Below are 15,474 nucleotides of genomic sequence, written 5' to 3'. Positions count from 1 at the left end.
GTACAAAACGAAAAGAATTATCACACCGGCCATCTGGCGGTACAATATTATGTATGATTAAGAAGTCCGCAACATATTTCAAATGTGGTGATGTGCTTGCTTCATGAATATTTATTCGGTTTGCTGCCTTTGGTTGATTCCAGTTTTACTGAAAAGTCTGACTTAACGGTGATTGATTTAAAAGTCGGATGATACTTTCTATAAAATTAATGCATATATACAAAATCACGGCGAATGGATTGACAGGGGAAAATAAACATGTTATTCTGTCTCCGTTGCAATGGCGCAAACGAGTTGTTTGCGTTTTTTTTTGTCAAAGATGCTGATTATAAATTTATAAACTTAAAATCTAAAAAATGAAAAGATATGCTATAGGACGGGAAGCCTTAATTCTACCGTTGCTGTAACATGTCTTTTTTATTTGTTTGCACGATTGATCTTTGTGCCGTGGCTCAAGGAGGCTTCAAAATGGAGAATGCCGTTTTGCTGGAAATGAAGGGAATCACCAAACGATTCGGGAAGACGAATGCCAACGACCATATCTGCCTGCGGTTGCACAAGGGGGAGATTCACGCTCTGCTGGGGGAAAACGGAGCCGGAAAAAGCACGCTTATGAACATTTTGGCCGGTATCTATCGGCCGGACTCGGGACAGATATTGGCCAACGGAGAGCGGGTAGAGATCAAAAGCCCCAGACATGCCGCGGATATTGGAATCGGCATGGTGCATCAGCACTTTCAGCTGATCTCTACGCTGAGCGTTGCGGAAAATGTATATCTGAGCATGGGACGCACCGACTTTGTAATCAATAAAGCAGCTATGGAAAAAACCATTCGGAATTACTCTGAGAAATTCGGGCTCCCGGTTGACCCGGCGGCGAAAATCTGGCAGCTGTCTGTCGGGGAACAGCAGCGGGTTGAAATCATGAAGCTGTTGTGCCGGGACTGCAAAATCCTGATTCTGGACGAACCGTCGGCGGTTCTGACCCCGCAGGAAGCGAGAGAAATGTTCAAAACCCTTCGCAATATGGCAGACGAGGGTAAATCGGTCATTGTAATTTCTCACAAAATGAACGAAGTAATGGAAAATGCGGATCGGATTACTGTTCTTAAGGGCGGAAAAATAGCGGACGAGATGCCTGCCGCGGAGGCCACGGTTGACCGTTTGACCAGGGCTGTGGTAGGTTCGCGGACGCTGGCGGAAACGGTGCGCAGAGAATCCGAAAAAGGCGGGAAACCGCTGCTCAGCATTGAAAACCTCTGTGCCGGAAATGATAAGGGGCTTATCGCACTGCATGATTTATCCGTTGAATTGCGCGAAGGCGAAATTTTCGCGATTGCAGGCGTGGCGGGAAGCGGCCAGAGGGAACTGGCGGAAACGCTTGCCGGAATGCGCAAAGTAGTTTCCGGAAAGATTACCTTGCATGGAAAAGAGATCACCAAAACGAATGTGCGGCAGCGGATATCGCTGGGGATATCCTTTATTCCGGAGGACAGGCTCCAGATGGGCCTGGTGGCGCAGATGAACATGCAACAGAACGCGGTCCTCAAGGACTTTCGGGAACCGGCATACAGCCGCTGGGGAGTTTTAAAAAAAGCGGCAATCCGCACCGCCGCTGAAAACTATGTGAAGGATTACGATATCAAAAACGGCGGTATGGAGCTGCCGGTCGGCCTGATGTCAGGAGGAAACCAGCAGAAGCTTCTGGTCGCAAGGGAAATCCATGGGAACCCGTCGCTTATCATAGCGGCCTATCCGGTACGCGGGCTGGATATCGGCGCAGCCGGAGAAATCAACCGGATTTTGCTGGAGCAAAAAGAGCGGGGCGCGTGTATTCTGCTAATTTCGGAGGAACTGGACGAAATATTCCGGATGGCTGACCGGATCGGCGTTTTATGCGGCGGCAGACTCATGGGCGTCCGGGAAAACGGCAAGACCGACTATGAGGAAATCGGCAGGTTGATGTCGGGCGAGGCTGTATAGGGGGGTACATAGATGGGACTGGCCAATATTCGGTTGGAAAGGAAGCAGGTTGCTTCCCTGGGCAGAAGAATCCTGAATTCGGTGCTTTTTGTTTTGCTTGGGTTTGCTTTCAGCGGGATTTTTATTGCTGCGCTGGGCTTTAACCCTTTTACTGTTTACGCTAAAATGATCTCCTACTCGTTTCTGAATCTGCGCGGAATCCGGGGCAGCATAATGGCGGGGCTTCCGCTGATGCTCTGCGGCCTGAGTGTTTCGGCCGCGTTTAAAATGAACCTGAATAATATCGGCGCGGAGGGTCAGTACGCGGTGGGCGCACTGATGGGCGGAGCATTTGCGCTGTATGGGCCGGCGCTGCCGCTGCCTCTGCGTATGGCGGTGATGTTTCTGCTCTGCGCGCTCGGCGGGGCGCTTTGGGCAATGATCGCGGCGGTATTAAAGGCGTATTGGAATGTGAATGAAACGATCATCACGCTGATGCTGAACTATATCGCGCTGCTTCTGATGGATTATCTGTGTTACGGCCCATGGATGGCCAAAAGGCAGACGACTCCGATTTCGGAAAAGATCCCGCAGGAACTGTACCTGCCTTACCTCGGAAACAGCGGAATTAATGCGGGAATTGTCATAGCGGTTGTGCTTGCCGTATTATTGTATCTCTTTTTCCAATATACAACTGTTGGTTTTCAGGTGCAGGTGAATAAATACAGCCTGCGTTCCGCTCAGTATGCCGGAATCAATGTACGCCGCAACATCCTCATTATTCTGGGGCTGAGCGGCGCGATTGCAGGGCTGGCGGGTTTTGTACAGATCACGGGTGTCGTGCACCGGGTGCAGGCGCAGCTTCCGGGCGGGAGCGGTTATACCGGAATTGTCATCGCGTATTTGAGCCAGTTCCATCCGCTGGCCGTGATTCTGGTTTCCATTCTTCTGGGAGGACTCAACAACAGCTGTTCTGCCGTACAGATTATGGGGGTTCCCTCGCAGATTGCGGCCATGATACAGGGCTGCATCATGATTTTCGTTATCGCCGGCGAATTCTTTAACCGTTACCGGCTTGTGCTCAAGAAACCGGATACGACGGCGGCCGGACAAGCCGAAGCCGTTGAGTCGAAAGGGGGCGTCGGCCTGTGACTGCTTTGATTACCTCGGTCTGTGCTGCCGCCATTGTCTATGCGGTATCGGTTTTGTACGCGGCTGTCGGCGAGATCTTTTCTCAGCGCGCCGGTATTATGAATCTGGGTGTGGAAGGTGTTATGCTGATGGGGGCGGTTTCCGGATTCCTGACCGCCTATTACACAAACAGCAAGATGCTTGCGCTTTTGGCCGCGATTGTTACAGGCGCTCTGCTGGGACTGATTTATGCGTTCCTTACAGTAACGCTTCAGGCCGATCAGACGGTATGCGGCATGGCGTTTCTGACGTTCGGAAGCGGCCTGAGCGGTTTTATCGGGAAAAATGTGACCGGAATCGCTTCGCCGGTGAAGTTCGATAAAATTGCGCTTCCGCTGCTTTCGCAGATTCCTTTTATCGGGGACGTCCTGTTTCATCAGAACCTGCTGGTATACCTGATGTACCTGATCATCCCGCTGAGCATGTTTTATATCTACCGGACAAGGCCGGGGATGATCCTGCGGTCCTTGGGCGAAAATCCCGCGGCGCTGGATACGGCGGGCATCAATGTGTTCGCGCTGCGGTATGCCTATGTGATATTCGGCTGTTCGATGATAGCGGTCAGCGGGGTTTGCATTTCCCTTGCATATACAAATTTCTGGAACGAGGGAATGACGGGAGGCAAGGGCTGGATTGCTTTTTCCCTTGTGGCGTTTTCAGAATGGAATCCCACAAAGGCCGCGCTGGGCGCGCTGCTTTTCGGGGGGATCAGCATAGTCGGAATGAATATGCAGATTTATCTGCCCGGCGTGCCTTCGCAGGTTTACAGTGCACTTCCGTATCTTGCAACGGTCGCCGCATTTATTCTGTCCACCGGGAGCTTCCGCAAAAAACATACGGAGGAACCCGCCGCGCTTTGTTGTTCTTATGACCGCGAAAGTCGGTAAAGATATTTGGGAGGTATAGAAAATGAAAAACAAACGTTTCGCAAGCATTCTGTTGGCACTGGCAATTACAGCGGCATCTCTGGCGGGGTGCTCCGGCGGGTCGTCCGCGAACTCTGCTCCGGCAAGCACACCTGCGGCGGAGCAGTCCGCCGCGCCTTCGGAGCAAGGTACCGACTGGTCGAACTTTAAGATCGGGCAGATCACTTCCCTTGTTGTAAATGACGGGGGCTGGTGTCAGGCGACAAATCAAAGCATCCTGCGTGCCATGCAGTCACTGGGAATCCCGGAGGAAAACCTGATTACCATTGAGAACGTCAGTGAGGAGCAGGTCGCGGTTGAGAACGCGTACAATGCGCTTGTCAGCGAGGGCGTGAACCTGATTATCGGTGCCAGCTCCGGCTACGCCGCATTCCTGTCCGACCTTGCGCCGCAGAATCCCGACGTGATCATCGCACAGCAGGGAGCGCGCACCGAGAATCTGATCGGGTACCAGATCCGCAACTACGAAGGTATGTTCCTTGCCGGATACGCCTGCGCGCTTATGTCGGAGAGCAAAACGCTCGGATTTGCCGCGAGCATGTCCGAAGCCTCTGTACGCGCCGCGATCAACGGCTTTGCGCTGGGGGCGAAATATGCCGACCCCGAGGAGAAAGTGCAGGTCGTCTGGGCGAACAGCTGGTACGATGTGGATATTGAGACCCAGAGCGCACAGACGCTGATCAACCAGGGAATCAAATACATGGGTATGGAGGCCTCTTCTCCCGCTGTCCCGCAGACCTGCGAAGCGAACGGCGCTTACTGCATCGGCTACAATGTGGATATGGAGGAGCTTGCCCCCAAGGCCGTGCTGTTCTCCTATGTCTGGAACTTTGCGCCGATTTTCGAAAAAATTATTGCTTCCGCTGCCGACGGCACCGCAAACCCGGATGACTATTATTACGAGGGGGGAGACTCCTCTGCAATTTCCGACTTTAACAGTGAGCTTGTTCCGGAAGATGTCCAAAAGAAGGTGCTTCAGGTCAAGGAAGATATCGCAAGCGGCAAGATCAAGGTCTATGGCGGGGAACTCAAGGACAACAAAGGCAATGTACTGGTGGCCGCAGGCGAAACAATGAGTGACGAGCAGATTGTCGCTCAGGAATTCCTGGTGGACAACGTCATCGGCGACTGGCAATAAACAGATCGGATAAGATCGATAATTGAAGGAGATTTATCATCAATGGATAAAACACTGGAAAATCTCAAAGAACTGATTCGCGCCGGCAGGGGAACCATACCGGCGGAAAAGGTTATCCGAGGAGGAAAGCTGGTCAACGTTATGACCAGCGAAATTTACCCTGCGGATGTTGCGATTTATAAGGATACGATCGTTGCGGTGGGCGATGTGAGCGATTATATCGGGCCCGATACGCAGACAATCGACGCCGCGGGGCGGTATATGGTCCCCGGTCTCATTGATGGGCATATCCACAGCGAATGCAGCAAGCTAAGCATTACAAGCTTTGCAAAGGCGGTTGTTCCCTGCGGAACGACCAGTATGGTCTCCGGACTGGACGAATATATTTCTGTGGCGGGCATCGAAGGACTTCAGGAGGTGCTTGCGGAAGTGAAGGCCGGCCCGCTGAAAGTATTCTGGGGTGCGCCGCACAAAACGCCGTACACGTTTCCGACATCGACGGTGTCCTGTAACTTCAATCCCCAAATTCATGAGCAGGTTCAGAAGTGGCCGGAATGCTTCGGCGTATGGGAAACGGTGCGTGAATCGGTGACGGAAGAGGATGAAAACACGCTGGGGGCAATCGCGCTTGCTTTTGAAAACCGGCTTCCGATCTTCGGCTGCGCACCTATGGCGCGTGGAAAAGAGCTGAATGCCTATCTCTGCGCGGGTGTGCGGCTTGACCATGAAAGCTACGACCATACTGAAGTTGTGGAAAAAATGCGTAAGGGGATACATATGGTCATCCGTGAATCGTCGGTTACCCATTTCCTTGCAGAAAATATCCGGGCGGTAACCGAGGTGAATCCCGCGCTGGCCCGGAGGGTCAGCTTCTGCACCGACGACGTCACCCCCTCCGACGTTCTGGAAAAGGGGCACGTGGACCATCTGGTGCGTCTGGCTATCCAGGCGGGTGTCGACCCGATGACCGCCATTCAGATGGGAACCATCAACAGCGCGGAGGCGTACCGCATCGACGATAAGGTCGGTTCGATTTCTCCGGGCAGAATCGCGGATATCCTGCTGATTGACAGCCCGGAAAGCTTCCGCGTGCAGGCGGTTATCAGCGGTGGGCAGTTGGTGGCGCAAAGCGGCGGGTTAACTTATGAATTGAAAGCTCCTGCCCGCAGCGCGGCGCTCAGCGGCCGGCTGAAATGCAAAATGACCGTTCCGGAGGATTTCCAATATAAGGTGTCCATTGAACGCGGTGCCGCGAAAGTCCTGTCGATGGACGTGAAAGGGCCGTTCGTGCGTAAGCGGCGGGACGTTTCCCTGAAAGTTGAAAACCATGTGGTGCTGCCGGATACCGAGCAGGATGTGGCAATGGTGTCGGTTTTGGAACGCTTCGGTGTAAACGGGAACCGTTCGCTGGCATTTTGTTCGGGCTGGAAGCTGAAAAGAGGCGCTATGGCGTCCTCTGCCGCACCGGATGACAATAACCTCATTGTGATGGGCGTTGACGCGAATGACATGTCAATTGCCGCCAATTACCTGATTACCCATGGCGGCGGGCAGGTAGTGGTCGCCGACGGGGAAGTGCTGGATTTCCTTCCGCTTCCGGTCGGCGGTATCGCGAGCGATGAGGAGCCGGCAAAGGTAGCTGTGAGGGAAAAAGAACTGAACGTCTGCGCAAAAACGCTTGGCTGTACCCTGTCGGAACCGCTGATGTATATGTTTTTCCTGCCGATCACAGCGATCCCGGATTATGCGATTACCGACGTGGGGCCGGTCGACTGTGTGAATCTGACAACATTTGATCCGGTATTGGAACTGCGGGAATCTTGAAAAGGGGTGTTTTCATGCAAAAGGAAGCGTTGAAGAAGCTGCTGGATGTTGCCGCAGATAGAATTCCTGCGGATTTGGTGATCAAGAACTGTAAAGTTGTCGACGTCTACCGCTCGGTAATCACCGAAAATCAGGACATTGCAATCAGCGACGGGCTGATTGCTGGAGTCGGGAGCTATCAGGGAAAACGGGAAATTGACGCGCAGGGGCGCTTTGCGTCACCGGGCTTTATCGACACCCATATCCATATTGAGTCTTCTTATGTGCCCCCCGAGGAAATCGGGCGGCTTCTGGTACCTCACGGGGCGACCACGATTATTGCCGACCCACATGAAATTGTCAACGTATGCGGGCTGGACGGCATGGATTATATGCTTAAGGCCGCCGAGGCGACCAAGCTGGATATCAAATACATGCTCCCGTCCTGTGTGCCGGCGACGCCGTTTGAGCATGCCGGGGCGGTGATTGACGCGCAGATGATGCGTGAGCCGATCAAAAACAGCCGGATTCTGGGTTTGGGCGAGTTTATGAATTATCCCGGCGTAGTGTTTGCCGACGACGAGGTGCTCAACAAGCTGCTGGTCGCAAAAAATGAGGGCAAGCTGATCGACGGGCACAGCCCCGGACTTGAGGGAAGTGAATTGAACGCCTACGCGGCTGCCGGTATTCACACCGATCACGAATGCTCCACAGTGGAAGAAATGCTCGACCGGATTTCCCGGGGGCTTTATGTTCTGCTGCGGGAAGGTTCGGCCTGCCATAATCTGCGCACCCTTCTGAAAGCGGTCACTCCGGCCAACAGCCGACGCTGCCTGCTCTGTTCGGACGACCGTCAGCCGGAGACCATCCTGAAATTAGGACATTTGGATAACCATCTGCGTATCTGCGTGGAGGAAGGGATTGATCCGATTGCGGCGATTCAAATGGCGAGCCTGAACGCGGCGGAATGTTTCCGCCTGTATGACCGGGGAGCAATCGCGCCGGGACTCCGGGCAGATATTGTCCTTCTGGATGATTTAAATGGATTCTGCGTGCGGCGCGTATTCATTCAGGGAGAAGAAATTGCAAAAGACGGAACTTATTTACCTGAGGTACGCCGCTTTGATCTTTCCGCAGTGCGCGGAAGTTTCCATGTCAGGGATTTCAGAGCGGAAAAGCTCCGGCTTAGGCTGAAATCCTCCCATGTCAACGTGATAGACATCGTTCCCGGAGGAGTTGTGACCGGCAAGGGTGTTGCCGACGTTATACTTGACGAGCAGGGAGAATTTGTCTGTCAGCCCGGTCAGGATATTGTCAAAATTGCTGTTGTGGAGCGCCATCAGAACACGGGAAATGTGGCGCTTGGCCTGCTTCGGGGGTATGGCATCCGGTCCGGCGCTGTGGCGCTTTCGATTGCGCATGATTCCCATAACATCATTGTGGTGGGAACCAATGACGCGGATATGGCTTTCGCGGTCGAACAGTTGATCGTGCAGAATGGCGGCATTATCCTTGTGAAGGATGGACAAATTATCAATTCCATGCCGATGGTTGTAGGCGGTATCATGAGTGATCGTACCGGAGAGTGGGTAAGTGAAAAATTGACCGAAATCCATGCGGACGCTTATGAACAGCTTGGCATCAGCCGGGATGTGGAGCCGGTAATGACGCTTTGCTTTATGTCGCTTGCCGTGATTCCCGAGCTCAAGCTCACCGATATGGGGCTGTTCGACGTTACAAAATTTGCTTTTATTCCGCTTGAGGCCTGAAGCGTCTTTGCTTGGTTTTTATGCTTGCGTTCTCAATGCTTGTTCTCAGGAGAGGGCAGATTAAAGGGCGGCATCCGTGCGATGCCGCCCTTAATTGTTTCCTCGTAGAAACAATCGCCGACCAATCCGGTGGATATTTATTTTGACAGTTCCCGAATATCATATTGACACTTTCCGATTTGATGCATATAATAGTCATATCGAAGTTTATAGATATGAGGTGCCGATATGGAAAGCTATTTGGAATATACAAAAGTATTTAAGGCGCTGGGCGACCCCAAAAGAGCGATGATCGTAGATATGCTCTCCTGCGGGGAGCTTTGCGCCTGTATGATTTTAGAAAAGTTTGAAATGTCCCAATCTACGTTGTCCCATCATATGAAGCTCTTGTGTGAGTGTGGACTTGTCAAGAGCAGAGAGAAAGGTAAATGGACATACTACTCGTTGGATGCGGATACCATCAGCAAAACAAAGCAGTTTTTCTGTAACATCACATCCAACAAGGAAAGCTGCATCTGCAAAGAAGATGCGGACTTCTGTAAAGGATGTGGTGAGAATGAGTAAGGGAAAAAGTGCCGGGATCGGCTTTTTTGAAAAGTATCTGACCCTTTGGGTTTTGCTGTGTATGGCGGCTGGTATCCTGATCGGGAAATACCTGCCGGGTATTCCCGCGTTTTTAGGGAGATTTGAATATGCACAAATCTCCCTTCCCATTGCGGTTCTGATCTGGTTTATGATCTATCCTATGATGATGAAAGTAGATTTTACCAGCATCAAAAATGTCGGTAAGAATCCGAGGGGGCTCTTTGTTACATGGGTAATCAACTGGCTGATTAAACCGTTTACCATGTACGGGATTGCCGCATTTTTCTTTTATGTCGTATTCAAAACAGCCATCCCTGCTGATTTGGCAAAGGAATATCTTGCGGGGGCGGTGCTTCTTGGTGCGGCTCCCTGTACCGCGATGGTATTTGTATGGAGCCATCTAACCAGAGGGAATCCGGCCTATACTGTTGTACAGGTTGCCACCAACGATCTGATCATCCTGATTGCGTTTACGCCCATCGTCGCTTTTTTGCTCGATGTCAGCGGCGTTACCGTGCCGTGGGATACCTTGCTTCTATCCGTGGCATTGTTTGTGGTGATTCCCCTTGCCGGGGGTATCCTGACAAGGACGCTGATGATTAAAAACAAGGGCTTGGAATACTTCGAAAATCAGTTTGTTCCAAAGTTTAACAACGTGACCGTCATCGGTTTGCTTCTGACGCTGATTATTATCTTTTCATTCCAAGGCAATGTTATTTTGGAAAATCCTCTGCATATCGTTCTGATCGCAATTCCGCTGATTCTCCAGACATTCCTGATTTTCTTTATTGCATATCTCGCATCGAAAGGGTTAAAACTGCCTCACAGTATTGCGGCTCCGGCTGGGATGATCGGCGCCTCCAATTTCTTTGAGCTTGCGGTAGCGGTTGCAATCTCCCTGTTTGGCTCCGCTTCCCCGGCGGCACTTGCAACCATTGTGGGTGTACTCACAGAGGTGCCGGTCATGCTCATTCTGGTGCGGTTTGCAAACAGGACCCGCCACTGGTTTCCTGCGGAAGGAGAAAACAGTGATTGAAATGCCGCTGTGATTCCTGTGTATACGGAGACAGCGCCCTGCCATCAGCATCTTGATCGCTTCGGCAAAAAATAATTATGATAGAAGGAGTTGTCTGTTATGAAGAAAATGAAGATATTTGAACCGGCCATGTGCTGCGAAACCGGTCTTTGCGGGGTGGGCGTCAATCCAGAACTGCTCCGTATTTCCACCGTGCTGAATACACTGAAAAGCAACGGCATCGCTGTGCACCGTTACAATCTGAATAATGCGCCGATGGAGTTTGTGAACGACAAAGTGGTCAATGCCTATATCAATGCTCATGGACCGGAGGGACTTCCTGTTGTCACGGTGGATGATGAAATTGTGATCACCGGCCGATATCCCGCCAATGAGGAATTTACAAGCCTGTTGAATCTTCCTGAAGGTATGCTTGCAGAGCAGCGCAGGCCGGTAAAAGCAAAGGTCATCCGGAAGAAGTCCGGCGGCTGCGGCTGTAAGGGAGGCTGTTGCTGATGGAACTGTTTCATCCCCTGACAGTCCCCCTGACCAAGTACCTGTTTTTCACAGGAAAGGGCGGCGTAGGCAAAACCTCCGCCGCCTGCGCTGCCGCCGTGACGCTTGCGGATAGCGGCAAAAAGGTGCTGCTCGTCAGTACCGACCCCGCCTCCAATTTACAGGATGTATTTGAAGTCAATCTGACAAACGGCCGGGTACCAATTGAGGGTGTTCCGAACCTTGTGGTAGCTAATCTCGACCCGGTTCAGGCGGCGGCAGGCTACCGGGAAAGTGTAATCGCACCCTATCGCGGTAAGCTGCCCGATTCCGTAATCGCCAACATGGAAGAACAGCTTTCCGGTTCCTGTACCGTTGAGATTGCGGCATTCAATGAGTTCTCGAATTACATTACCGACGAAAGTGTCCAGAAAGAATACGATCATATCATTTTTGATACTGCGCCAACAGGCCATACTCTGCGTATGCTTCAATTACCCTCCGCATGGAGCAATTTCATCAGCGAAAATACGCATGGAGCCTCTTGCTTAGGGCAGCTTTCCGGCCTTGAAAGCAAAAAGGAAATTTACAAAAATGCTGTATCTACCCTGTCCGATGAGAAGCTTACAACCCTGATCCTTGTGACCCGTTCGGAGGAAGCCCCCATAAAGGAAGCCGAGCGATCATCGAAAGAGCTTTCCGAGCTTGGCATCCGCAATCAAATATTGATTATAAACGGCGTGCTGGCTTCCTATGACGACAGTATTTCCGAAAGCCTGTACCGAAAACAGCAAAGGGAGCTGGAAGCAATGCCGGAACAACTTCGGGGACTTATTACCTATTTCATTCCCCTGCGCGCTTACAACATTACCGGACTTTCCGGTGTACGGGATTTACTTACAAAAGATCATGTGGCTTTGGGCGGGGAATCACTTCATACAGAATCGCTGCCACGCCTGCGGGACGTAATCGAGGACTTATACCGCACAGGCAAAAAAGTCATCTTCACGATGGGCAAGGGCGGCGTCGGCAAAACGACCGTTGCCGCTGCGATTGCTCTGGGCTTATCAGCCAAGGGAAGAAAGGTGCATCTTGCAACCACCGACCCTGCCGCGCACCTGAAATTTGTTCTGGATGAGCACAGCGGCATCAGCATGAGTCATATTGATGAGAAAGCGGAGCTTCAGCGGTATCGGGAAGAAGTCCTTGCCAAAGCAGGGGAAACCATGTCCAAGGAGGACATTGCCTATATTGAAGAAGACCTGCGTTCTCCTTGTACGCAGGAAATTGCGGTTTTCCGTGCTTTTGCCGAGATCGTGGATAAAGCCGAAGAAAGCACAGTGGTCATCGATACCGCGCCTACCGGACATACGCTGCTCCTTTTGGACGCAACGCAAAGCTATCACCGGGAGGTTAAACGGACACAGGGGGATGTTCCGGAATCAGTCAAAAAACTGCTGCCCCGACTGCGCAACGCGGATGAAACAGCGGTCATCCTTGTAACCCTTGCAGAAACTACCCCGGTCTATGAGGCGATGCGTCTGGAGGAAGATTTGAAACGCGCAGGCATCAGTGCTAAGTGGTGGGTAATCAATGCCTCTATGCTCCAAACGGATACCACCAACCAGTTGCTGGCGGCAAAGGCAAGCAATGAAATCCCATGGATTAATAAGGTGGATTCCCATACCAAAGGCGACTTTGCGGTCATTGCATGGAGCGCGGATGACATCAAGGGCGGGAAGCTGCTGGAACTCTAACGGGAAAGGATGGATACCATGACAAAGGTTGCTTTTATATGTGTGCATAACTCCTGCCGTTCGCAGATTGCGGAGGCCTTGGGCAGACATCTCGCGGGCGATGCGTTTGAAAGTTATTCAGCGGGAACGGAAACCAAACCACAGATCAATCAGGATGCTGTCCGTTTGATGAAACAGTTATATGGAATCGATATGGAAAAAACACAGCGTTCAAAGCTGCTTTCAGAGATCCCTCCGGTTGATGTTGTCGTTACGATGGGCTGCAACGTCACCTGCCCGTACTTGCCCTGCAAACACAGGGAAGATTGGGGGCTTGAAGATCCGACAGGGAAAAGCGATGACGAGTTTATAACTGTCATACGCAAAATAGAAAATAAGGTAAAAGAGCTTGCAACAAAAATGAAAGCCAACAAGGATGCCTGATTATAAGATGCAGAAGACCTGTAAATGTTTATTTTATTACAAACGGGAACGGAGAAAACAATCATAGGGCTTCGCCCATATCAAAAATGCCGCCGGCACAGCCGGCGGCATTTTTATTGAATATTCAGAGACAAGCGTTTCCGTAGAGACACTTCTTAAAATAGCTTTGAAAACCGCGCCATCGCCTCTTTTGTTTTCTCACGGTCACCGAATCCGGTCAAACGGAACCAGCCTTCCCCATTTACGCCAAATCCGGCGCCGGGCGTTCCGACAACGTTGGCATTCTGCAGAAGATAATCAAAAAATTCCCATGATTTCATATTGTTGGGGCACTTCATCCAGATGTAAGGGGAGTGGATACCGCCGAAGAAGGGGATTCCCTTTTCGGTCAGCGTATCAGCGATGATTTTGGCATTGCCTTTATAATAATTCACCATCTCGTGCGCCTGACGGATGCCTTCCTCGGTGAATACGGTTGCCGCGCCCTTCTGCACAATATAGGGCACACCATTGAATTTTGTAGTCTGACGACGGTTCCACATCTTATGCAGCGAAAGGGTTCCGCCATTGGAGGCTTCAAATACAAGCGACTTCGGCACGATGGTATATCCACAGCGCGTGCCGGTAAATCCGGCTGTTTTGGAAAGGGAGCAGAATTCAATCGCGCACTGCTTCGCACCCTCGATTGTATAAATGCTGCGGGGGAGACTGTCATCCCCAATAAACGCCTCATAGGCGGCGTCAAACAGGATGACCGCATGGCGGGAGATTGCGTAATCCACCCACGCTTTCAACTGACCGGCATTATATACGGCGCCGGTGGGGTTGTTGGGGGAACACAGGTAAATCAGGTCGGCGTCCACAGCGGGGTCTGGCATGGGGAGGAACTGGTTTCCTTCGTTGGCGTCCATAAAAATGATCTTCCGGCCGTTCATGATGTTGGTGTCCACATAAACCGGATAAACAGGGTCCGGAATCAAGACGGTATTGTCCACCGCGAACAGGTCGGTAATATTGCCGATATCGCTTTTGGCGCCGTCGCTGACAAAGATTTCGTCCTCCTCCAGCTCCACACCGAAGGTCTGATAATAGCCATGAATGGCGCTGCGAAGAAAATCATAGCCCTGTTCCGGGCCGTAGCCGTGAAAAGTTTCTGCCCTTGACATCTCGTCCACCGCGTCATGCAGCCCGGCAATGGCCGCAGGCATTAAGGGAAGCGTCACATCCCCGATTCCAAGCTTAATGATTTGCCTGCCGGGATTTTCCTGAGAATAGTTTGCTACCCGCTTTGCGATATCGGAGAACAGATAGCTGTCTTTCACATTTTGGTAGTTTTCATTGATTTTTGCCAAAATTAACACTCCATTCAGATCTAAAGCCCTCGCAGACAGCAGTCGCATCGGCGTATACGGCTTATAAAATTAAAAGGGTTATGCGATGGGCGCATCAATTGTGCCGTCGAACACATGTGTCGCCGGGCCTTTCATGAGGACAGTATGATCCTCCTGATAGGTAATTTTCAGTTCCCCGCCTTTCAGGCGCACGGTCACTTCGCTGCCAGGATCACAGTGGTCGTTGATGACCGCTGCCACGACCGAAGCGCAGGCACCGGTTCCGCAGGCGAAAGTTTCACCGCTCCCGCGTTCCCAGACGCGCATCTTTAACGTACTGCGGTCAATCAGCTGGACAAACTCCGTGTTGATCCGTTCCGGAAACTTCTCATGATTTTCAAATAAAGGCCCGATGATTTCAAGCGGGATGCTGTCAACATCGTCGCAGAAGATGACGGCATGCGGGTTCCCCATGGAAACACAGGTGACCAGATAGACTTCACCGTGCACCAGCATCGGCTGGCTGATAAACTCGTCGTAATCGGTCTCGACAGGGATCGAGCGGGAGCGCAGGACAGCTTCCCCCATATTCACTTCCGCGGCAACCGCCCTGTGGTTCTCTATCGTCAGATTGAGCTGTTTCACGCCGCTTTTTGTGTCAATTTCAAGATCTGTCTGATCAGTGAGACGATTATCGTACACATATTTGCCCACGCAGCGGATTGCGTTTCCGCACATGTTGCCTTCGGAACCGTCAGCGTTAAACATGCGCATTTCAAAATCTGCCTTGTCCGAGGGACAAATCAGCACAAGCCCATCCGAACCGATCCCGAAATGGCGGTCACTGACGAATACGGACAGCTCATTCGGGTGTTTGATTTTTTGATGAAGACAATTAATATACACATAGTCGTTGCCGAGCCCGTGCATTTTAGAAAATTGTACCTTCAAGATTGGTTCCTCCGTTCGGTCTCAAAAGTCCTATTGCAACTCCATTGTTGCATCATTATTAATAGTTTACAGCAAAAATTGGATGATGTAAAGTATTCCCCGGGTGAAAAAGTGAGATTCCTGCCGCG

Annotated in this window: 13 protein-coding genes; 11 read left to right on the top strand and 2 right to left on the bottom strand. The window is 51.5% G+C overall.

Features of this window, described 5'->3' with window-relative positions:
• Positions 1 to 468: 468 nt before the first annotated feature.
• The 11 genes from C1A10_RS18060 (at position 469) to C1A10_RS18010 (ending at position 13,064) form a co-directional block, all read left to right on the top strand.
• Positions 469 to 1,983, top strand: a complete 1,515-nt coding sequence (locus tag C1A10_RS18060; RefSeq protein WP_101911582.1) for an ABC transporter ATP-binding protein — start codon at positions 469 to 471, stop codon at positions 1,981 to 1,983.
• 12 nt (positions 1,984 to 1,995) lie between these two features.
• Positions 1,996 to 3,114 carry an ABC transporter permease gene (locus C1A10_RS18055; protein WP_101911581.1) on the top strand — a complete coding sequence of 373 codons (1,119 nt, stop codon included), beginning with the start codon at positions 1,996 to 1,998 and terminating at the stop codon, positions 3,112 to 3,114.
• Complete coding sequence (locus C1A10_RS18050) at positions 3,111 to 4,040, top strand: ABC transporter permease (protein WP_101911580.1); 930 nt, start codon at positions 3,111 to 3,113, stop codon at positions 4,038 to 4,040. The genes C1A10_RS18055 and C1A10_RS18050 overlap by 4 nt, the downstream gene beginning before the upstream one ends.
• A gap of 22 nt (positions 4,041 to 4,062) precedes the next feature.
• Complete coding sequence (locus C1A10_RS18045) at positions 4,063 to 5,217, top strand: BMP family lipoprotein (protein WP_101911579.1); 1,155 nt, start codon at positions 4,063 to 4,065, stop codon at positions 5,215 to 5,217.
• A gap of 42 nt (positions 5,218 to 5,259) precedes the next feature.
• The gene (locus tag C1A10_RS18040; protein WP_101911578.1) at positions 5,260 to 7,041 is read left to right on the top strand and encodes an adenine deaminase; all 1,782 of its coding nucleotides are present in this window, start codon (positions 5,260 to 5,262) and stop codon (positions 7,039 to 7,041) included.
• Positions 7,042 to 7,055: 14 nt separating this feature from the next.
• A complete protein-coding gene (gene ade / locus C1A10_RS18035; RefSeq protein WP_101911577.1) occupies positions 7,056 to 8,789 on the top strand; it encodes an adenine deaminase in 1,734 nt (577 codons plus the stop codon).
• 228 nt (positions 8,790 to 9,017) lie between these two features.
• Complete coding sequence (locus C1A10_RS18030) at positions 9,018 to 9,353, top strand: ArsR/SmtB family transcription factor (protein WP_101911576.1); 336 nt, start codon at positions 9,018 to 9,020, stop codon at positions 9,351 to 9,353.
• On the top strand, positions 9,346 to 10,410 hold the full coding sequence (gene arsB, locus C1A10_RS18025; RefSeq protein ID WP_101911575.1) for an ACR3 family arsenite efflux transporter: 1,065 nt from the start codon (positions 9,346 to 9,348) through the stop codon (positions 10,408 to 10,410). Before C1A10_RS18030 ends, arsB begins: the two co-directional genes overlap by 8 nt.
• A 99-nt stretch (positions 10,411 to 10,509) precedes the next feature.
• The gene (arsD, locus tag C1A10_RS18020) at positions 10,510 to 10,905 is read left to right on the top strand and encodes an arsenite efflux transporter metallochaperone ArsD (protein ID WP_101911574.1); all 396 of its coding nucleotides are present in this window, start codon (positions 10,510 to 10,512) and stop codon (positions 10,903 to 10,905) included.
• Positions 10,905 to 12,641 carry an arsenical pump-driving ATPase gene (gene arsA / locus C1A10_RS18015; protein WP_101911573.1) on the top strand — a complete coding sequence of 579 codons (1,737 nt, stop codon included), beginning with the start codon at positions 10,905 to 10,907 and terminating at the stop codon, positions 12,639 to 12,641. Before arsD ends, arsA begins: the two co-directional genes overlap by 1 nt.
• 18 nt (positions 12,642 to 12,659) lie before the next feature.
• Positions 12,660 to 13,064 carry an arsenate reductase ArsC gene (locus C1A10_RS18010; protein ID WP_101911572.1) on the top strand — a complete coding sequence of 135 codons (405 nt, stop codon included), beginning with the start codon at positions 12,660 to 12,662 and terminating at the stop codon, positions 13,062 to 13,064.
• A 155-nt stretch (positions 13,065 to 13,219) separates the two neighbouring features.
• Here C1A10_RS18010 and C1A10_RS18005 read toward each other — a convergent pair whose 3' ends face one another.
• Both C1A10_RS18005 and dapF read right to left on the bottom strand, forming a co-directional pair.
• Positions 13,220 to 14,416: an LL-diaminopimelate aminotransferase gene (locus C1A10_RS18005; protein WP_101911571.1), complete on the bottom strand. Its 1,197-nt coding sequence runs from the start codon at positions 14,414 to 14,416 to the stop codon at positions 13,220 to 13,222.
• Between the two features lie 78 nt (positions 14,417 to 14,494).
• Positions 14,495 to 15,346, bottom strand: a complete 852-nt coding sequence (dapF, locus tag C1A10_RS18000) for a diaminopimelate epimerase (protein WP_101911739.1) — start codon at positions 15,344 to 15,346, stop codon at positions 14,495 to 14,497.
• Positions 15,347 to 15,474: the final 128 nt, after the last annotated feature.

It is taken from the genome of Marasmitruncus massiliensis, from assembly GCF_900186535.1.
Classification (GTDB): Bacteria; Bacillota; Clostridia; order Oscillospirales; family Ruminococcaceae; genus Anaerotruncus; species Anaerotruncus massiliensis_A.
The sequence above is the reverse complement of the archived record's forward strand: the minus strand, read 5'-3'. Positions and strand labels throughout refer to the sequence as shown.